This is a genomic window from Pseudomonas macauensis (genome assembly GCF_047902425.1).
In the GTDB taxonomy this organism is placed as follows: Bacteria; Pseudomonadota; Gammaproteobacteria; order Pseudomonadales; family Pseudomonadaceae; genus Pseudomonas.
In genome coordinates this window covers 5,661,632-5,679,040 of the sequence record NZ_CP138377.1, presented here as the reverse complement: position 1 = coordinate 5,679,040, position 17,409 = coordinate 5,661,632, and the positions used below count along the sequence as shown (strand labels likewise).

17 protein-coding genes are annotated in these 17,409 nt (G+C 65.7%); 9 read left to right on the top strand and 8 right to left on the bottom strand.

Features of this window, described 5'->3' with window-relative positions; translation table 11 throughout:
• Positions 1–205 precede the first annotated feature (205 nt).
• A complete protein-coding gene (locus SD196_RS25960; RefSeq protein ID WP_343578088.1) occupies positions 206–2,593 on the bottom strand; it encodes a penicillin acylase family protein in 2,388 nt (795 codons plus the stop codon).
• A gap of 121 nt (positions 2,594–2,714) precedes the next feature.
• On the opposite strand from SD196_RS25960, the gene SD196_RS25955 reads away from it, so the two are divergent.
• Complete coding sequence (locus SD196_RS25955; RefSeq protein WP_343578087.1) at positions 2,715–3,767, top strand: AraC family transcriptional regulator; 1,053 nt, start codon at positions 2,715–2,717, stop codon at positions 3,765–3,767.
• Between the two features lie 6 nt (positions 3,768–3,773).
• Here the strand turns inward: SD196_RS25955 and SD196_RS25950 are convergent, their stop codons facing one another.
• Both SD196_RS25950 and SD196_RS25945 read right to left on the bottom strand, forming a co-directional pair.
• Positions 3,774–4,274, bottom strand: a complete 501-nt coding sequence (locus tag SD196_RS25950; RefSeq protein WP_275609182.1) for a transcriptional regulator — start codon at positions 4,272–4,274, stop codon at positions 3,774–3,776.
• A gap of 86 nt (positions 4,275–4,360) precedes the next feature.
• Complete coding sequence (locus SD196_RS25945) at positions 4,361–4,939, bottom strand: DUF6436 domain-containing protein (RefSeq protein ID WP_343578086.1); 579 nt, start codon at positions 4,937–4,939, stop codon at positions 4,361–4,363.
• A gap of 121 nt (positions 4,940–5,060) precedes the next feature.
• Here SD196_RS25945 and SD196_RS25940 point away from each other — a divergent pair, with 121 nt between their 5' ends.
• Positions 5,061–5,999 carry an alpha/beta hydrolase gene (locus SD196_RS25940; protein ID WP_343578085.1) on the top strand — a complete coding sequence of 313 codons (939 nt, stop codon included), beginning with the start codon at positions 5,061–5,063 and terminating at the stop codon, positions 5,997–5,999.
• A 138-nt stretch (positions 6,000–6,137) separates the two neighbouring features.
• Here SD196_RS25940 and SD196_RS25935 read toward each other — a convergent pair whose 3' ends face one another.
• Positions 6,138–6,878 (bottom strand): hypothetical protein, encoded by a 741-nt coding sequence (locus SD196_RS25935; RefSeq protein WP_275609179.1) that lies wholly within the window; start codon positions 6,876–6,878, stop codon positions 6,138–6,140.
• A 100-nt stretch (positions 6,879–6,978) separates the two neighbouring features.
• On the opposite strand from SD196_RS25935, the gene SD196_RS25930 reads away from it, so the two are divergent.
• Complete coding sequence (locus tag SD196_RS25930) at positions 6,979–7,602, top strand: 2OG-Fe(II) oxygenase (RefSeq protein WP_343578084.1); 624 nt, start codon at positions 6,979–6,981, stop codon at positions 7,600–7,602.
• Positions 7,603–7,612: 10 nt separating this feature from the next.
• Here SD196_RS25930 and SD196_RS25925 read toward each other — a convergent pair whose 3' ends face one another.
• Positions 7,613–8,161 carry a DUF6160 family protein gene (locus SD196_RS25925; RefSeq protein ID WP_275609177.1) on the bottom strand — a complete coding sequence of 183 codons (549 nt, stop codon included), beginning with the start codon at positions 8,159–8,161 and terminating at the stop codon, positions 7,613–7,615.
• A gap of 254 nt (positions 8,162–8,415) precedes the next feature.
• Between SD196_RS25925 and SD196_RS25920 the strand changes: the two genes are divergently transcribed.
• Both SD196_RS25920 and SD196_RS25915 read left to right on the top strand, forming a co-directional pair.
• The gene (locus tag SD196_RS25920) at positions 8,416–8,910 is read left to right on the top strand and encodes a DUF523 domain-containing protein (RefSeq protein WP_416310839.1); all 495 of its coding nucleotides are present in this window, start codon (positions 8,416–8,418) and stop codon (positions 8,908–8,910) included.
• A gap of 134 nt (positions 8,911–9,044) precedes the next feature.
• Positions 9,045–9,476 (top strand): DUF4399 domain-containing protein, encoded by a 432-nt coding sequence (locus SD196_RS25915; RefSeq protein ID WP_275609175.1) that lies wholly within the window; start codon positions 9,045–9,047, stop codon positions 9,474–9,476.
• Between the two features lie 174 nt (positions 9,477–9,650).
• Here the strand turns inward: SD196_RS25915 and serA are convergent, their stop codons facing one another.
• A complete protein-coding gene (gene serA, locus SD196_RS25910) occupies positions 9,651–10,880 on the bottom strand; it encodes a phosphoglycerate dehydrogenase (protein ID WP_275609174.1) in 1,230 nt (409 codons plus the stop codon).
• 190 nt (positions 10,881–11,070) lie between these two features.
• On the opposite strand from serA, the gene SD196_RS25905 reads away from it, so the two are divergent.
• The 4 genes from SD196_RS25905 to SD196_RS25890 all read left to right on the top strand — a co-directional run bounded on the left by SD196_RS25905 (position 11,071) and on the right by SD196_RS25890 (position 14,767).
• Positions 11,071–12,465, top strand: a complete 1,395-nt coding sequence (locus SD196_RS25905; protein WP_331319614.1) for an FAD-binding oxidoreductase — start codon at positions 11,071–11,073, stop codon at positions 12,463–12,465.
• Positions 12,466–12,602: 137 nt separating this feature from the next.
• Positions 12,603–13,268, top strand: coding sequence for a fumarylacetoacetate hydrolase family protein (locus SD196_RS25900; protein ID WP_275609172.1), 666 nt, complete (start codon positions 12,603–12,605; stop codon positions 13,266–13,268).
• An 84-nt stretch (positions 13,269–13,352) separates the two neighbouring features.
• The gene (locus tag SD196_RS25895; protein ID WP_331319615.1) at positions 13,353–14,273 is read left to right on the top strand and encodes an SdiA-regulated domain-containing protein; all 921 of its coding nucleotides are present in this window, start codon (positions 13,353–13,355) and stop codon (positions 14,271–14,273) included.
• Between the two features lie 116 nt (positions 14,274–14,389).
• Positions 14,390–14,767 (top strand): NirD/YgiW/YdeI family stress tolerance protein, encoded by a 378-nt coding sequence (locus SD196_RS25890; RefSeq protein WP_416310838.1) that lies wholly within the window; start codon positions 14,390–14,392, stop codon positions 14,765–14,767.
• Between the two features lie 88 nt (positions 14,768–14,855).
• Here the strand turns inward: SD196_RS25890 and SD196_RS25885 are convergent, their stop codons facing one another.
• Both SD196_RS25885 and SD196_RS25880 read right to left on the bottom strand, forming a co-directional pair.
• Complete coding sequence (locus SD196_RS25885) at positions 14,856–15,887, bottom strand: histone deacetylase family protein (RefSeq protein ID WP_275609169.1); 1,032 nt, start codon at positions 15,885–15,887, stop codon at positions 14,856–14,858.
• A gap of 98 nt (positions 15,888–15,985) precedes the next feature.
• A complete protein-coding gene (locus tag SD196_RS25880; RefSeq protein WP_275609168.1) occupies positions 15,986–17,371 on the bottom strand; it encodes an APC family permease in 1,386 nt (461 codons plus the stop codon).
• Between the last annotated feature and the right edge of the window lie 38 nt (positions 17,372–17,409).

Genomic DNA, 17,409 nt, shown 5'->3' with positions numbered 1-17,409 from the left:
CCCCGAACCAGGGCCGGCAGCGTCAGCGGCAACTTCCAGTGAAACCATTGGCACACGTGCGGGAGAGGGCGCCCAATACAACACCCCGAGTGTTATCCCTAGGGGAAATAACGCGCCAGGGAGCTTCGGCATCTCCCGCAGCACTCTCTTTCAAGCTCCAAAACAAAACCCCGCTTTCGCGGGGTTTTGTTTTTGCAGCGGTGGATCAGCGCTTCACTGGCACCAGCCTGAGCAGGCCCTGGGTGTTGGCCTTCACCTCGGCCTCCTCGAAGTGCTGGGGCAGGTACTGGCCTTCGATGTAGGCCTGCGCCTGATCGTCATAGTGCTTGTCGAAGGGCACGCCGCTCTGGCCGACCGGGTTGATGCCCAGGCTGTGGGCGGGGTCGGCGAAGTCGATCAGACGGCGGGTGGACGGGCCGTACACCACCTGCCAGGGCGCCGGGCCGACGCGGTGCGACAGGTTGTTCGGCGTCTCGTGTCCGCCGGGCGCGGCGAAGGGGCCGACGTTGAAGATTCGGTCAAGCGGCTTCTGCTGTCCCAGGGGGTGGCCGTGGGTCAGGGTGTGCTCCTTGCCCCACTGCCATTGCGCCGAATCCTGGCCCAGCGTCGCGCGCAGGTGGTCCAGGCTGGCCTTCCAGGCAGCCTTGACGATATCTGCGCGGGTTTCCTTCTGTTCTGTCTTGCGGTTGTCCCACCAGGGCGAGCTGTCATCGGCCACCAGGCGCGGCAGGGCGACGTCCAGCACGCGGGTCGACAGCAGGTTGTCGAAGAAGGCATCGCCCATCTCGTCGCGCATCGCGCCCTCGGCGATCTGGTACAGCAACTGGTTGAACAGGGTGGCGGTGACCGAGTCGACCGGGTGATCGCCCTGCCAGGCGGCCAGTTGCTCGACCAGCGCCTTCTCCTCGGTCGTCGAAGCCGCCTCGCGCAGCAGCGGCAGCAACGGCTTGAGGACCCGCGGCCCGTAGCCGGTGGCGGTGTCCAGTTGCAGCGCCTGGCTGTTCTGCAGGTCCCATTTCACCGAGGTGTCGGCCAGGCGTTCGTTCAGGCGCTGGCCGCGATCGGGCAGGTTGTAGTAGCCGGGGATCGGTCGGCCATTGGCCGGGACCGGCTGGAAGTTGGCGGACACGATGTAGCCGCGCGCCGGATTCTCTTCCTGCGGGTTTTCGCTGAAGGGATAGAAGCCGCTCTTGTCGGCCTGGCCCGTGCTGCCGTCGAGCAGGAAGTAGGGCACCACCCCGTCCGGGCGCACCGGCAGTTGCGCCGAAGCCCACCAGCCGATGTCGCCACGGGCGTTGGCCCAGATCACGTTGAGGCCCGGCGAGTGGATTTTCGAGGCCGCGGCGCGGGCCTTGTCCAGGGTGTCGGCGCGGTCGAGTTGGTAGAAGGCGTCGAGGAGCGGGTTCTGGGTTTCGAGGAAGGCCCACCACATCGCCACCGGGGTCTTGCCCGAGGCAGTGCCCAGGGCATCGTTGACCAGTGGGCCGTGGGGCGAGCTGCGCAGGGTGATCTTCACCGGTGCCTGGCCCTTGACCGCGATGCTTTGCTCCTCGCTCTTCAGGTCGACCCACTGCCCCTGGTACCAGACCTGGTTGGGGTTGTCCGGATTGACCTTCTCGGCGATCAGGTCGACGTCGTCGTTCTGGAACATGGTCAGGCTCCAGCCGAACTGCTCGTTGTGCCCGAGCGAGGCGAACGGGTTGAGCGCCTGGTAGTGCCCGTAGAGCTCGAAGCCCGGGGCGCTGGTCTGGATCTCGTACCACACCGCCGGCACTGCAAAGCGGATGTGCGGGTCGCCCGCCAGCAGTGGCTTGCCGCTCCTGGTGCGGCTACCGGAGATGGCCCAGGCGTTGCTGCCCTCGAACTGCGGCAGGCCGGCCTCTTCCAGTGCCGCGTGGCTGATCCGCGCGATGGCGCTGAGGTCCTGCCAGTCGGCGGCGGCCAGCGGGCTCGGCTTGAGCACGCCCTCCGGATGCCAGGCCAGGTCGAAGACCTTCAGGTAGTCCGTCCCCAGCTGGTCGCGTACGTAGGTAAGCACCGGCTCGGTGCGGAAGGCGGCGGCGAAGCTGTAGGCCATGTAGCCGACGACGCTGACCGTATCCTCGGGGGTGAACGGTCGCTTGGGGATGCCGAGGATGTCGAACTCCAGCGGGCGCGGATGGCTGTCCTGGAACTGGTTGACGCCATCCAGATAGGCCACCAGCGCCTTCCAGGCCGGGGAGTTCTTGTCCTGGCGCGCCACATAGTCGGCGGCCTTGTCGCGAATGCGCAGGCTGCGGAACATGCGGTCGGTGTCCACCAGCTTGGGCCCCAGCACCTCGGCCAGCTCGCCGCGCGACAGGCGCCGCAGCATTTCCATCTGGAACAGGCGGTCCTGGGCGTGGACGTAGCCGATGGCCCGGTACAGGTCATCCTCGCTGCCGGCCTTGATGTGCGGCACGCCGCGCTCGTCGTAGCGAACCGTGACCTCGCTGTGCAGGCCGGCCAGGGGCAGCTGCCCGTCACGTTGCGGTTGCTTGCCGTGCAGGTACCAGCCGGCACCCGCCGCGGCGGCGGCCACGACGACAGCGAGGACAGTCAAAGTGCGTTTCATGCGGCAACTCCTTGTTGTTATGCGAGGGATTCTGCAAAGGAAGGACGTTGCCGTTCATTGACCGAATGTCTCTGGGCTGGAATTCTTTGGTCAAACTGCTGTGATCGAGCAACGAGACGCCGTGTCCATCCCCGAGCTGAATTTCCCGGCCACCCCCGCGCTGACCCAGTCCGCCACACTGCGGCGACTGTTGTATGAATCGCTCGCCGACCTGGGCTTCGACCCGACCGACATCTATCGCCAGGCCCTGCAGAAGGTCCGCCTGCCGGCGCCGGCCCAGAGCGGCCGCCTGGTGCATGACGACGCGCCGCTGTTCTGGAGCACGCTTGACGAGATCACCGGCGACCGCGACATCGGCCTGCACCTGGGCGAGGTGATGAAGCCGCGCCTGCTGGACGTGGTTGGCTACCTGTTGATGGCCAGCGCTGACCTGCGCGAGGCGCTGGCGAGCTTCCTGCGTTTCCAGCACATCCTTTCCGGGGGCTTCGCCGCGCAGATGCAGGAGGAGGGCGAGCAGGTACGGCTGATCCTCGACCTCAACTACCTGGGCGTGCCGAGCCTGCGCCAGCAGATGGAATGCCTGATGCTGCTGTTCCTCAAGCTGCTGGCGTTGATCACCGACGGTGAATTTCGCGTCAGCGCGATCGAGTTCCGCCATACCGCGCCGCGCCGCCTGACCGAGCATCGGCGGCTGTATGGGCTCACCCCGCTATTCGGAGAGCCACACGATGCCGTGCTGTTCGATCGTGCGTTGCTCTCGCGTCCTTCGCGCACCGCCAACCCGGACTTGCACCGCCTGCTTAGCGCCCACGCTCGCGAGCAGTTGGGGACGTTCGACGAGAATGACCTGCTCAACCGCCTGCGCTATCTGATCGGCGTGCGGCTGGGTGCTGGGGAGTGCTCGCTGCGCAGTTGCGCGGGCGAGCTGGGCGTGCGTCCTGGGCTGCTGCAGCGCAGCCTGGCGGCCAGGGCGCAGACCTTCAGGGATGTACGAGAGGAGGTGCGCCGGCAGCGTGCCGCGCAGATGCTGGATCAGGGGATGGCGATCCGCGACGTGGCTCGCGCCTGCGGCTTCGCCGAGTTGTCGCCCTTCTACCGGGCGTTCCGACGTTGGTACTCGGCGCCGCCGGAGCGCTACCGACAATGGCTGCGCGAGGGCGGTGCCGAGTCCTGAGCGCGATCAGTCGGCCAGCGGAATCTCGCGGGTCACTTCGAGCAGGGCCATGGCGTCGAGCTGGTCCTCGATCTGCAGGAAGCGCAGGGCGCGGGTGGCCGAAACTTCCTTGGCGATGCGCTTGACGTACTTCTCCTTCAGGTCCTGCTTGTCGTCCTGCAGCTCCAGCACCTGCTTCTGCAGCTTGCTGGCGTCATCATTGCTGACCGCGCCGGTGTTATAGGCGCCGGCGTAGTCGATGATGATCGACAGCGTCTTCTTGCTCAGCTTGTCGGCCTCGGTACGGTAGCTGTTGTAGATCGGCCAGAACTTCTCGCCTTCCTGCGGGTTGAGCTTCATGTTCGCTTCGACGATGCGCTTGCGCTTGTAGTCGATGTCAGCGAGGCGGTTGTTGATGGCCTCCTTGTGCTGGGCCATCACCTGGCTGCTGCTGGGCGTGTCGTCCGCGTGAGCGGCCAGCGGCAGGGCGAGAACGGCACAGAAAGCGAGGGCGGAATGAAGACGCATATGAACTCCTTGGTAGCAAGTGGCCCTTCATGGGCCAGCGCTGCAAGTGTAGCCATGGATTGGTGATCGTTTCCGGTGTTGCGTCACTACTTCTTCGCGGTGCCGGTCCAGGGGCAATAGCAGCCAACCGCCAGGGTATGGGTCGCCTGTACGCGCCGGCCCTGCACCAGCGCCTCGAGGATCGGTTCGATGAAGCTGTTGCTGGAGGTGCACACCGCGCCTTCGCTGTAGGGACCGACGTAGGCGAGATTGCCCTGGGCGTCCCAGATCGCCACGGCAGGCGTGGCGGGCAGTTGTTCGGCGCCGGGCAGGGTGGGCAGCGGGCGCATGGACTTGAGGGTGTCGGGCAGTTGCCCGTGACTGCCGGCCTTCTGCACGGCGTAGAAGTCCACGCCTTGCGGGGCGAAGCGGGCGATCAGCTCGGCGAGGTGCTGCTGGTTGCCGACGTTGCACGGGCAGGCCGGGTCCCAGAAATGCACCAGGCGGATGCGCCCCGGGCCGGCCAGCTGCGCCGGCAGCATCAGGTGGTCGCCGGAGAATAGTTGCGGCTGCTGGCTGAAGGGCCGGATGTAGCGCTTCTCGTACCAGGCGTAGGTACTGAGCAGGCCGGCGAGGCAGAGGGCGGCGATCAGCCAGCCGATAAGCGTTTTGCGGCGGGTGGACATGGCATCTCTCGCGGACGGCGGCCAGTAAGATAGCCGTCAAGCTTGCCATGATGACGGCCGCGGCTGAATATCCCAGCAGCGCACAGCTCCCTTTCACTTCCTGCCGATAAGCGAATCGCCCATGTCTGAAGCCTTCCAGCCCGATCTGCTGCGTCCGCTCCTGCGACCACTGACCGCAGCGACGACGGAGGGTGGCATCGCCCTGTATCAGCGTTTCTACGGGCTCGACCTGGGCGGGCGCTACCCCGGCCTGCACAGCCGCCTGGGCACGTTCGAGGCAGGCGGATATCGCATCGCCGCGCAACTCTGGCGGCCGGCGCTGGCGCGCGGCACCCTGCTGCTGCTGCATGGTTACTACGACCACATGGGTCTGTACCGCCATGTGATCGACTGGGCGGTGGGCATGGGCTTCGCGGTGCTGGCCTTCGACCTGCCGGGGCACGGCCTGTCGGAAGGCAAGGCGGCGAGCATCGGCGATTTCTCCGAGTACCAGACGGTACTGACCGGCCTGCTCGGCCAGGCCCAGGCGCTGGATCTGCCGCAGCCGTGGCATCTGTGCGGGCAGAGTACCGGTGGGGCGATCCTGCTGGACTATCTGCTCACCGGCGAGATGCGGCCGGAGCTGGGGCGAACCATCCTGCTGGCGCCGCTGGTCCGCCCGCGCGCCTGGGGCTGGTCGAAGTTGAGCTACCAGGTGTTGCGGCCCTTCGTGGATTCGATTCCGCGACGTTTCACCGAAAACTCCACCGACCCCGAATTCCTGGCCTTCCTGCGGGATCGCGATCCCCTGCAGCCGCGCACCCTGCCGACCGCCTGGGTGGGCGCGTTGGCGCGCTGGATTCCACGTATCGAGGCCGCCTCTCCGGGCGCGCAGAGTCTGCTGGTGGTGCAGGGCGACGCCGACGAGACAGTGGACTGGCGGTACAACCTGAGGGTGCTGGAGGACAAGTTCGAGAAAATCGAGTGTCTGCTGCTCACCGGCGCGCGGCACCATCTGGCGAACGAGAGCGAGGTCTTGCGCCAGCGCTACTTCGAATTTCTCAGCGAGAGATTGGGGTAGGGAGGGAGTCCGGACGAGTGGGGGTGTGTCCTTCACTCCTTGCGCCATCTTCCTCAGGCGCCACCCCCGCTACAGCGGGAGCGATTCTAGGCGGGCGGTTCCTCGGAGTGGTCCCCAGGTGCGGTAGGTAAAGTCCGATCACTGACCGTCGGATGAAACGGACAACCCGGCGCGCAGGGCGGCCAGGGCGGCACGATAGTAGGTGCGCCCGGCCGGGGACTCGCTGAACGCAGCGAACTGGCCCAGCTCGGCATCGTCCAGCCCTCGATAGACATAGAGCAAGGTGTTATCCAGATCGGCGCCGATCTGCCCCATCAGCTTCTGCCGTTGGCCGTCGAGCATGCCTTGCGCCTGGCCGGCGCCGAGCAGGCCGGGGAGCATCTGGCTGAGGCTGTCGGCGGCGACGCTGGCCAGCGCCAGGCTGACTTCCGCGCCGGCTTCGCGGGCCGGCAGCACCTTGCCCAGGCGCTGCACCAGCTGGCGCCGTGCCTCGCTGGCCTGCTGGCGCGGCAGGCCGTTGGCGTACTTGAGCAACTGGTCGCTGCGGGTGGCGAAGGTTTCGGCGGTGGCGACCTTGCGGCCCAGGGGGGATTCGAAGAAGGTCAGTGCCGGTGTGCTGTCCGGCAGGTTCTGGCGCAGGCTGGAGAGGGCGCGCTGGTCGATGTCGGCAGCGGCGAAGCGGCGGTTGCTGTTGTCCACCAGGGCCTGGTAGAGCGCCGGGGGCAAGTTGCCCTGGTAGCGCTTCTGCGCGGCGTGCAGGGCGTCATTGAAGTGTGCGCGCTGCTCGGGCCAACCGGCGGCCTGGTAGAGGCGCTGGTAATTGTCAGCCAGGGCGGGCATGCCCAGTACCAGAAGAGTGAGGGCCAGCAGTACGCGCATTGCAACTCCTTGTGGGCGGCAGGGTTCGCTCGCCGGGGGCTATTGTCGGCAAGGCTTGCCCCGCTTGTCGAGCCACTGGCGTCGGACGTTACAATGCGCCATGGATTTCGACACCGATTCTTCCCTGCTGCAGCGCATCGTCGACGACCTCGCCGACAAGGGCTGGTCGCAGCAGGACGCCTTCCTTCCCGATGCCTTGATCGCCCAATTGGCGACGGAGTGCCGTGCCCGTGATGCGTCCGGCAAGCTGGCCGCTGCTGCCATCGGCCGGGGTGAGGGGCAGACGGTGCGCGAAGGCATCCGTGGCGACCGCATCCAGTGGATAGAACCCGGCCAGTCCGAAGCCTGCGATCTCTATCTGCGGGCGCTGGACGAGTTGCGCCGGCTGATCAATCGCTCGCTCTACCTCGGCCTGGAAGACTTCGAGGGACACTTCGCCCTCTATCCGCCGGGTGCGTTCTACCAGAAGCACCTGGACCGCTTCCGCGACGATGATCGCCGCACCCTCTCGGCGGTGTTCTACCTCAATCCCGACTGGCGGGAAGCGCAGGGCGGCGCGCTGCGGATGTACCTGCCCGACGAGCAGACGCTGGACCTGGCGCCGATCGGCGGACGGCTGGTGGTGTTCCTCTCCAGCGAGTTCCCCCACGAAGTGCTGCCGGCCAGCCATGAACGCCTGTCGCTGACCGGCTGGTTCCGCCGGCGCGGTGATTCGTCTTTCTGAGCCGTCCGGCTCAGTGTCCCCATACCTTCAGGGTCCCGCTGATGTCCTGGATATCGCGGACTTCCAGCGTGCCCAGGCGCCCGTTGCCGACATAGAGGTCGCCGATCATCCGCACGCGGATGGTCTGCGCCGGCAGGCCGCTGGCGTTGAGTTGCTGGTTGATGCTGGTGAGGTTCGGCAGCGTCAGGGCGAGCTGTTGCTTGCCGTTGGCATTCTGCACCACGTCCACCTGCAGGGTCGGTAGCTCGATGCCGAAGATCGGCAGGGTCAGTCCCAGTTGCGCGGCGCCATACGGCAAGCTGCCGCCGCGGCCGTTGGGGCAGGCACTGGCGCTCACGCAGCCGTTATCGATGGAAACGTTGCGCAACGAGACGCTGCCGCCGCCATCATTCCAGGCGGCGCTGCCGATGTGCGCCAGTACGTCGGCGCGGATGCTGATGCCGTCCTGGCCGCTGACCGCGCCGAGGCTCGCGTTGTCGAGCGCTTCGAGGGCGGCCTGGCTGACCGACAGGTGGAGCAGCGCCGCAGCGGCTGCGGACAGGGCGAACAGGCGGGACATGCTGGGGGCTCCGAGGGGATTGGCCGATGCGTCAGTCTGGTCAGGCGCCGCCCAGGCGGCCAGTGCCGGACGGCGAATCCCGCCAAAGGTTATGCCCGGTCACCGCGCCGACGGTCGGTAGAAGCCCGTGCGCCCCGACTTTTGGCGGGTGCGAAATCCTTCGAAACGGATCGCCGATGAATGTCCTGTTACCCCGCGTGACCCGATGAAATCGAGCGGCTAGTCTGTGGCATTCGATTTGGAGTGATTGGCCCATGCAGAAGGTTCTCGTCAGCCGTTGCCTGCTCGGACATCACGTTCGCTACGACGGTGGTGCCCACGGCCCGTTCGACCTGCTGGCGCGCTGGCTAGCCCAGGGGCGCGTGGTGCCGCTGTGCCCGGAAGTGGCCGGCGGCCTGCCGACGCCGCGCGCGCCGGCGGAAATTCCCGGTGGCCAGGGCATGGCCGTGCTGGAGCGGGTCAGGCCAGTGGTCACGGTGGATGGGGAGGACGTCAGCCAGGCGTTCCTGGCGGGCGCCGATGCGGCGGTGAAGCTGGTGCGGCATCACGATATCCGCCTGGCCATACTGAAGGCGCGCAGCCCGTCCTGTGGTCACCGCGAGAACTACGACGGCAGCTTCACTGGCCGCAAGGTCGCCGGCGAGGGCGTCACCGCCGCCGCGCTCAAGCGCATGGGCGTGCTGGTGTTCAGCGAGGAAGAGCTGGACGCCGCCGCCGTCTGCCTGGCCGGGCTGGAAGCCGGAGGCTAGAGCGCTCGAAGACATTTGAAGATGCATTCTTTTTCTTGAGGGTGCGGGGGAGCCACCTATGCTTGTGGGTTCCATGCGGGTGAATAGCTGATGTTAGGCGCGTTCCCCCGAATCCCGTGAAGAAGGAGAAACCCATGAGAACCATGTTGCCTTGCCTCGGTCTCGCTGCGCTGCTCGCCGCGTCTTCCGCGATTGCCGCCGACATGCCGCGCACCCCGGCCCCGGAAGGCGCCAAGGTGTACTTCATCGAGCCGGCCGACGGCGCCACCGTCGGCAAGACCTTCACCGTCAAGTTCGGCCTCAAGGGCATGGGCGTAGCGCCCGCCGGCGTGGATTCGCCGGCCACCGGCCACCACCACCTGCTGATCGACCTGAAGGAGCAGCCGGCGATGAACATGCCGCTGCCGATGAACGACACCATCAAGCACTTCGGCAAGGGCCAGACCGAGACCGAAGTGACCTTGCCGCCGGGCAAGCACACCCTGCAACTGCTGGTGGGCGACAAGAACCACGTGCCGTTCGACCCGCCGGTGGAGTCGCAGAAGATCACTGTCAACGTGAAGTGACTCCAGAAGGCTGATGCTTTTCGTAGGAGCGAGATTGCTCGCGAACCGCTTCGTTGTGGGGTTGTTCGCGAGCAAGCTCGCTCCTACAGGGCATGTCCTGGTACCGAAACGCCCGGTATAGAAACAAAAAAAGGAGGCCCAAGGGCCTCCTTTTTTCTTACCATCTAGCGGCGCTTAGAACAGCACGCGGCTACGGATGGTGCCGTTCACGTGCTGCAGCTTCTCCAGCGCCAGGTCCGAGTACTCGGCGTCGACGTCGATCACCACGTAGCCGACCTTGTCGTTGGTCTGCAGGTACTGGCCGGAGATGTTGATGCCGTTGTCGGCGAACACCTTGTTGATCTCGCTCATCACGCCCGGGATGTTGGCGTGGATGTGCAGCAGACGGTGCTTGCCCGGGTGCGACGGCAGGGCCACTTCCGGGAAGTTGACCGAGGACACCGAAGTACCGTTGTCACTGTACTTGACCAGCTTCTCGGCCACTTCCAGGCCGATGTTGGCCTGGGCTTCGGCGGTGGAGCCACCGATGTGCGGGGTCAGGATCACGCGGTCCAGGCCGCGCAGCGGGCTTTCGAACTCTTCGTCGTTGGACTTGGGCTCGACCGGGAACACGTCGATGGCAGCGCCGATCAGGTGCTCGTCCTTGATCGCTTCGGCCAGGTGGTCCAGCTCGACGACGGTGCCGCGCGCGGCGTTGATCAGGATGCCGCCCTTCTTGATGGCGCGGATTTCCTTCTCGCCGATCATCCACTGGGTGGACGGCAGTTCCGGCACGTGCAGCGAGACGATGTCGGACATGCCGAGCAGCTCGTGCAGGTTGCCGATCTGCTGGGCGTTACCCAGCGGCAGCTTGGTCACGGTGTCATAGAAGAACACTTGCATGCCCAGGGCTTCGGCGAGGACCGAGAGCTGGGTGCCGATGGAGCCGTAGCCGACGATGCCCAGCTTCTTGCCGCGGATCTCGAAGGAGTTGGCCGCCGACTTGATCCAGCCGCCACGGTGGCAGGAGGCGTTCTTCTCCGGGATGCCGCGCAGCAGCAGGATGGCTTCGGCCAGCACCAGTTCGGCCACCGAACGGGTGTTGGAGTAGGGCGCGTTGAACACCGCGATGCCGCGCTCGCGGGCGGCGTCCAGGTTGACCTGGTTGGTACCGATGCAGAAACAGCCTACGGCGATCAGCTTCTTGGCGGCATCGAAGACTTCTTCGGTGAGCTGGGTGCGGGAGCGGATACCGATGAAGTGCACATCGGCGATCTTTTCCTTCAGTTCCTCGCCGGACAGCGCGCCCTTGAGGTACTCGATGTTGGAGTAGCCGGCGGCCTTGAGGGTGTCGACGGCATTCTGGTGCACGCCTTCAAGGAGAAGGAATTTGATCTTGCTCTTGTCGAGAGAAGTCTTGCTCATCTGCTTTGAACCTGTAGTCCCGGGATGTGGCGAGAAAATGAACAGCTCTGGCCGAACCGGCCGATACCACACTTGGCGCCAAGTGGCGATCTGCGTGGGGTGCGTATGCTAGCATGTTCTCCCTTTTCCTTGCCCGGTTACGACCTGAGCTGTTCTCAGGACGACCATGAATCCTTTGAGAGTTCCTCCCATGACCCGCGAAGCCCTGATCGAATCGCTCAAGCCCCTGCTGGAGCCCGGCAAGCTGCTGACTGACGCCGATTCCCTCGAGACCTACGGCAAGGACTGGACCAAGCATTTCGCCCCGGCGCCGCTGGCCATCGCCTTCCCCAAGAGCACCGAGCAGGTCCAGGCCATCGTTCGCTGGGCCAATGAGCACAAGGTCGCGCTGGTCCCCTCGGGCGGCCGCACCGGGCTTTCCGCTGCCGCCGTCGCCGCCAATGGCGAGGTGGTCGTGGCCTTCGACTACATGAACAAGATCCTCGACTTCAACGCCTTCGACCGCACCGCGGTGTGCCAGCCGGGCGTGGTGACCAAACAGCTGCAGCTGTTCGCCGAGGAAAACGGCCTGTACTACCCGGTGGACTTCGCATCCTCCGGTTCCAGCCAGATTGGCGGCAATATCGGCACTAATGCCGGCGGGATCAAAGTCATTCGCTACGGTATGACCCGCAACTGGGTGGCTGGCCTGAAGGTCGTCACCGGCAAGGGCGACCTGCTGGAGCTGAACAAGGACCTGATCAAGAACGCCACCGGCTATGACCTGCGCCAGCTGTTCATCGGCGCCGAAGGCACCCTGGGCTTCGTGGTCGAGGCCAGCATGCGCCTGGAGCGCCAGCCGAAGAACCTCACCGCAATGGTCCTGGGCACCCCGGACTTCGACTCGATCATGCCGGTGCTGCACGCCTTCCAGAGCAAGCTGGACCTGACCGCCTTCGAATTCTTCTCCGACAAGGCCCTGGCCAAGGTCATGGCCCGTGGCGACGTACCGCCGGCCTTCGAGACCGACTGCCCGTTCTACGCCCTGCTGGAATTCGAGGCGACTACCGAGGAAGTGGCCAACGAGGCGCTGGCGACTTTCGAACATTGTGTAGAGCAGGGCTGGGTGCTGGACGGCGTGATGAGCCAGAGCGAGCAGCAGTTGCAGAACCTGTGGAAGCTGCGCGAGTACATCTCCGAGACCATCTCGCACTGGACCCCGTACAAGAACGACATCTCGGTGACCGTCAGCAAGGTTCCGGCCTTCCTCAAGGACATCGACGCCATCGTCGAGGCCAACTACCCGGACTTCGAGGTCGTGTGGTTCGGCCACATCGGCGACGGCAACCTGCACCTGAATATCCTCAAGCCCGAGAACCTGACCAAGGACGAGTTCTTCGCCAAGTGCGCGACCGTCAACAAGTGGGTTTTCGAAACGGTTCAGAAATACAACGGCTCGATCTCCGCCGAGCACGGTGTGGGCATGACCAAGCGCGATTACCTGGGGTACTCTCGCTCCGAGGCTGAAATCGGCTACATGAAGGCGGTCAAGGCGGTGTTCGATCCGAACGGGATCATGAACCCCGGCAAGATCTTCGCCGAATAAGTCGAGTTATCCAGAAGGGCCGGCTCTTTGGATAGAGGGGCCGGCCCTTCGCACGTTTGCGCCATCGGGCGCGGCGCCTCGCGCGGGAGCACGGGCTCCTGGCGAGCCTCTTCCACCCACCCGTTCAGGAGTCGGTCATGAGTTACCAGCATCAGTATGTCGATGGCACCCCGATCCATTTCACCCTGGGCAAGGTGGTGTGCGTCGGCCGCAACTATGCGGAACATGCCAAGGAGCTGAACAACCCGGTGCCGACCGAGCCGCTGCTGTTCATCAAGCCCGGTTCCTGCACCGTGTCGCCGGCCGGCGGCTTCGCCATTCCCGAGGATCGCGGCGCGGTGCACTACGAAGCGGAGATCGCCGTGCTGATCGGCAAGCCGCTGTCGCGCAAGCCCAGCGCTGAAGAGGTGCTGGATGCCATCTCCGGCTACGCACCGGCGCTGGACCTGACCCTGCGCGACGTGCAGGCCAAGCTGAAGGAAAAGGGCCTGCCCTGGGAGCTGGCCAAGTCCTTCGACGGTGCCTTTGTGCTCGCGCCCTTCGTCAGCGCCGACCACTTCCCGGACCCGACCGACATTGGCATCCGCCTCACCATCGACGGTGAAGTCCGCCAGGACGGCAACAGCCGCGACATGCTCAACCCCATCGTGCCGCTGATCCAGCACATCTGCGGGCACTTCTCGCTGCAGCCGGGCGACGTGGTGTCCACCGGCACGCCGGTCGGCGTCGGGCCTCTGCAGAGCGGCAATGCCCTGGTGCTGGAACTTCCCGGCGCCAGCCGATTCGAAAGCCGCGTGCTTTAACCCGTTGTTCCGCCGAAGGCCGCCGTTTGTGCGGCCTTCGTTTGTTGCGGGATACCTCGTTCGTGCCTACCAACAAGAGTCGCCATGACCATTTCCCTGCTTCGTCCGCGCTGGCTGCTGCTGGCACTGCTGCTCCTGCTGATCGTGCTGGCCGCTCTGACCGTCCGCTTCCATTGGGACGATCGCGCCCGTCTCTGGCTGCGTGAGCAGGACACCGGTACACAGGAGCGCGCCGAGAGCGTCTGGCTGCCCGGTTACCGCGCCGTGATCCAGGCCAAGCAACTGACCGGCGGCCTGGAAGGCCAGGAAGCCTCCGATCTGGCCTATAACCCGGTGACCCGTACCCTGTTCACCGTGACCGGCAAGAAGCCGCTGCTCGCCGAGCTGTCGCTCTCCGGCGATGTGCTGCGGGTGATCCCCCTGCTGGGCATGTCCAACCCCGAGGGCGTGGCGGTGCTGGAGAACGGCAATATCGCCGTGACTGACGAGCGCAGGAATTCGCTGACCATCTTCCATGTCGACCCGCAGACCCGCGAACTGAGCACCGAGAAGCTCGCCAGTTTCGACCTCGGCCCGCGCGGCAAGAAGAACAAGGGCATCGAGGGCATCGCCTGGGACCCACGCCAGCACCGCCTGGTCCTGGGGCAGGAGCGTGATCCGCTGGCGCTGTTCAGCCTGCCCAGCAACGGTGGCCCGAGCGTGAGTGGCGCCCTGCAGCCGCTGGCCGGCGACCTGTTGATGACCAACGTCTCCGCCCTGAGCATCGACCCGCGCACCGGGCACACCCTGGTGCTGTCGGCGGAATCGCACCTGCTGCTGGAACTGGACGAAAAGGGCGAACCGGTGAGCTTCATCAGCCTGCTCGGCGGCCTCAATGGCCTGCACGACCGGATTCCGCGCGCCGAGGGCGTGGCCATCGACGAGCAGGGCACCATCTACATGGTCAGCGAGCCCGACCTGTTCTACGTGTTCAAGCGCGAGGTTGCGCCGGCCAAGGCGGATTGATCCTGGCCGGGGAGGGGCGTCTGGGGCGCTTAAGTTTGGGTTAAGCCCGGATTCAGGCTGGTTTCAGCCACCGGCACTAAGCTGACCCCATCGAAAACGCCCCAGGAGGCACTTCCATGAAACTGAGTCATCTCCCCCTGATCGCTGCCGCCGGCCTGTTCTCCACCCTCACCCTGGCCGCCGGCTACACCGGTCCGGGCAGCGATGCCGCCAAGCCGGCCGCTGCCTCCCAGGTCACCACCGTCAAGCAGGCCCAGTCCGCCGCCGACGACACCCCGGCCGTGCTGGAGGGCACCATTACCAAACGCATCGGCGGTGAGCACTACGAGTTCAAGGACGCTACCGGCAGCATCCAGGTCGAGATCGACAACGACGATTGGCCGGCGGGCGCCGGGGTTTCCGAGAACACCAAGGTGCGCCTGACGGGCGAGGTCGATCACCACAAGATGAAGGCCACCGATATCGACGTGGATCGCGTCGAGATCCTGCAGTAGTACGGCCGCGAAACCAACGAAAAAGCCGCGCTGGGAGTAATCCCCGCGCGGCTTTTTCGTGCTCGCTCCTACAAAAGCAGGCCGGGTGTCAGCCGATGCTGTCGAAGCCTTGCAGCACGTTCACGGCGTTGATGCCGATCTCTTCCACCGCGTAGCCGCCCTCCATGACGAACAGGGTCGGCAGGCCGAGCTTGCCGATGGCTTCGCCCATGCGCAGGTAGTCCGGGCTGTCCAGCTTGAACTGGGAGATCGGGTCTTCCTTGAAGGTGTCTACGCCCAGCGACACGATCAGCACGTCCGGCTTGTAGGCCGAGATCTGCCGGATCGCCGCCTGCAGCGCCAGGCTCCACACCGACCAATCGCTGCCCGAGGCCAGCGGGTAGTTGAAGTTGAAGCCTTCGCCCACGCCCTGGCCCTTCTCGTCGGCGTAGCCGAGGAAGTAGGGGTACTCAAAGCGCGGGTCGCCGTGGATCGAGGTGAACAGCACGTCGGCGCGGTCGTAGAAGATGTCCTGGGTACCGTTGCCGTGGTGGTAGTCCACGTCGAGGATCGCCACGCGGCTGGCGCCCTGGTCGAGGATCGACTGGGCGGCGATGGCGGCGTTGTTGAGGAAGCAGTAGCCGCCCATGAAGTCCGCCGAGGCGTGGTGGCCCGGCGGGCGGCAGAGGGAGAACACCGAGCGCGCGCCCTTGGCCAGTTCGGCCTGGCCGGTCATGGCGACGTTCACCGAGCTGGTGATCGCCTGCCAGGTGCCGGCGGTGATCGGCGCGCCGGCATCGAAGGAGTAGTAGCCCAGGCGGCCGTCGATGCTGTCGGGCTCCTTCTGCCGCAGGCGCCGGGTGGGCCAGGCGATCGGCAGCATGTCGTGGGTCCGGCCGGTGGCCAGCCAGTCGCGCCAGGCGTGTTGCAGGAAGCGCACGAAGCCCTCGTCATGCACCCGCAGGATCGGCTCCAGCCCGAAGTCGCGCGGGGCCTGGATGTCGCCGAGTTTCACCGCCTTGACCCGGTCCAGCACCATGTCGGCGCGACTGGGCTTCTCGAAGCAGGGGGTGAACTGGCCGCCGATCAGCTCGTGCTGACCGTGGTGCAAGCGATGGTCGTCGGTGTAGATCGTCAACATCACGCGCTCCTCATGGCGCCTGGCGGCGCCTGGTTTCTGATTGTCAGGGCGTGCTCAGCGTCCGGCCCGCGCGGAGCGGGTCGGCGCCGAGCACACCGTCATGCGTTTTCCTCGAAGTTCACGCTCGGTGCCTTGCGGCGGAAACCGCCGGTGTGCACCGCCAGGTAGGTGAAGCCAACGGCGAACCAGCTCAGGCCGACGATCAGGGTCAGCTGTGACAGGCTGGTCCACAGCCACAGGGTCAGGCACAGGCCGACGAAGGGGATCAGCCCGTACTTGAGCAGGTTGGCGGCGCCACGACGGCGCTCGACGCCCAGGTAGGTGCGGATCACCGCCAGGTTGACCACGGAGAAGGCCACCAGCGCGCCGAAGCTGATCATCGAGGCCAGGGTGGTCAGGTCCAGCACGATGGCCAGCAGGGAGATCGCGGAGACCACCAGGATCGCCAGCACCGGGGTCTGGAAGCGTGCGTGCAGCACGCCGAACAGGCTGCGCGGGAGGATGCCGTCACGACCCATGGTGAAGATGATGCGCGACACCGAGGCCTGGGACGCCAGCGCCGAGCCGATGCAGCCGGCGATATAGGCGGCGGTGAAGAAGTTGGTCAGGAACTGCCCGCCGGCCTTGAGCATCACTTCGTTGGCCGCCGAGTCGGCGTTCTGGAACACGCTGCCGGGGAACACCAGCTGGCTGATCACCGCCAGCAGGGTGAACATCAGGCCGGCGATCACGGTGGTGATGATGATCGCGCGCGGGATGTCGCGGCGGGCGTCACGGGTTTCCTCGGCCATGGTCGAGACCGCGTCGAAGCCCAGGAACGACAGGCACAGCACCGCGGCGCCGGCCATCAGCGGGGCGAAGCCGGGTTTGCTGCCGTCACCGACGAAGGGCAGGCTGAAGTCGATCGGCGCGCCGCCGGCCAGGCTCTTGATCGACATCACCACGAACACCACGATGAACACCAGCTGGGCGCCGACGATGATGTTGCTCATGCCGGCCACCTGGCTGATGCCGACCACGTTGAGCACGGTGACCAGGGCGATGGAGGCGACCACGAACACCCAGGCCGGGATTTCCGGGAAGGCGATGTTCATGAACAGGCCGATGAGCAGGTAGTTGATCATCGGCAGGAACAGGTAGTCGAGCAGCAGCGACCAGCCGGACAGGAAGCCGACCCCCGGGCCGAAGCTCAGGCTGGTGTAGGAGTAGGCCGATCCGGAAATCGGGTACTTGCGCACCATGAAGCTGTAGGAGGCGGCGGTGAACAGCATCGCCAGCAGGGTGATCAGGTAGGCGGTGGCGGTGCGGCCGCCGGTCATCTCGGTGACCACGCCGTAGGTGGTGAACATGGTCAGCGGGACCATGTAGACCAGGCCGAAGAAGACCAGGGCGGGCAGCCCCAGTACGCGTTTCAGGCGGGCGTCGGCGGAGGCCGCGTTACCCTGGGTGGTGTGTGCAGTGCTGGCGCTGTGTTGGCTGGCCATGGGGGATTCCTCGCGATTGTTCTGGCTCTTGTATAGGG

Coding starts and splice junctions, on each gene's coding strand:
- SD196_RS25960 (WP_343578088.1), bottom strand. CDS start 2,593: ATGAAACGCACTTTGACTGTCCTCGCTGTCGTCGTGGCCGCCGCCGCG.
- SD196_RS25950 (WP_275609182.1), bottom strand. CDS start 4,274: ATGCGTCTTCATTCCGCCCTCGCTTTCTGTGCCGTTCTCGCCCTGCCG.
- SD196_RS25945 (WP_343578086.1), bottom strand. CDS start 4,939: ATGTCCACCCGCCGCAAAACGCTTATCGGCTGGCTGATCGCCGCCCTC.
- SD196_RS25940 (WP_343578085.1), top strand. CDS start 5,061: ATGTCTGAAGCCTTCCAGCCCGATCTGCTGCGTCCGCTCCTGCGACCA.
- SD196_RS25935 (WP_275609179.1), bottom strand. CDS start 6,878: ATGCGCGTACTGCTGGCCCTCACTCTTCTGGTACTGGGCATGCCCGCC.
- SD196_RS25930 (WP_343578084.1), top strand. CDS start 6,979: ATGGATTTCGACACCGATTCTTCCCTGCTGCAGCGCATCGTCGACGAC.
- SD196_RS25925 (WP_275609177.1), bottom strand. CDS start 8,161: ATGTCCCGCCTGTTCGCCCTGTCCGCAGCCGCTGCGGCGCTGCTCCAC.
- SD196_RS25920 (WP_416310839.1), top strand. CDS start 8,416: ATGCAGAAGGTTCTCGTCAGCCGTTGCCTGCTCGGACATCACGTTCGC.
- SD196_RS25915 (WP_275609175.1), top strand. CDS start 9,045: ATGAGAACCATGTTGCCTTGCCTCGGTCTCGCTGCGCTGCTCGCCGCG.
- serA (WP_275609174.1), bottom strand. CDS start 10,880: ATGAGCAAGACTTCTCTCGACAAGAGCAAGATCAAATTCCTTCTCCTT.
- SD196_RS25905 (WP_331319614.1), top strand. CDS start 11,071: ATGACCCGCGAAGCCCTGATCGAATCGCTCAAGCCCCTGCTGGAGCCC.
- SD196_RS25900 (WP_275609172.1), top strand. CDS start 12,603: ATGAGTTACCAGCATCAGTATGTCGATGGCACCCCGATCCATTTCACC.
- SD196_RS25895 (WP_331319615.1), top strand. CDS start 13,353: ATGACCATTTCCCTGCTTCGTCCGCGCTGGCTGCTGCTGGCACTGCTG.
- SD196_RS25890 (WP_416310838.1), top strand. CDS start 14,390: ATGAAACTGAGTCATCTCCCCCTGATCGCTGCCGCCGGCCTGTTCTCC.
- SD196_RS25885 (WP_275609169.1), bottom strand. CDS start 15,887: ATGTTGACGATCTACACCGACGACCATCGCTTGCACCACGGTCAGCAC.
- SD196_RS25880 (WP_275609168.1), bottom strand. CDS start 17,371: ATGGCCAGCCAACACAGCGCCAGCACTGCACACACCACCCAGGGTAAC.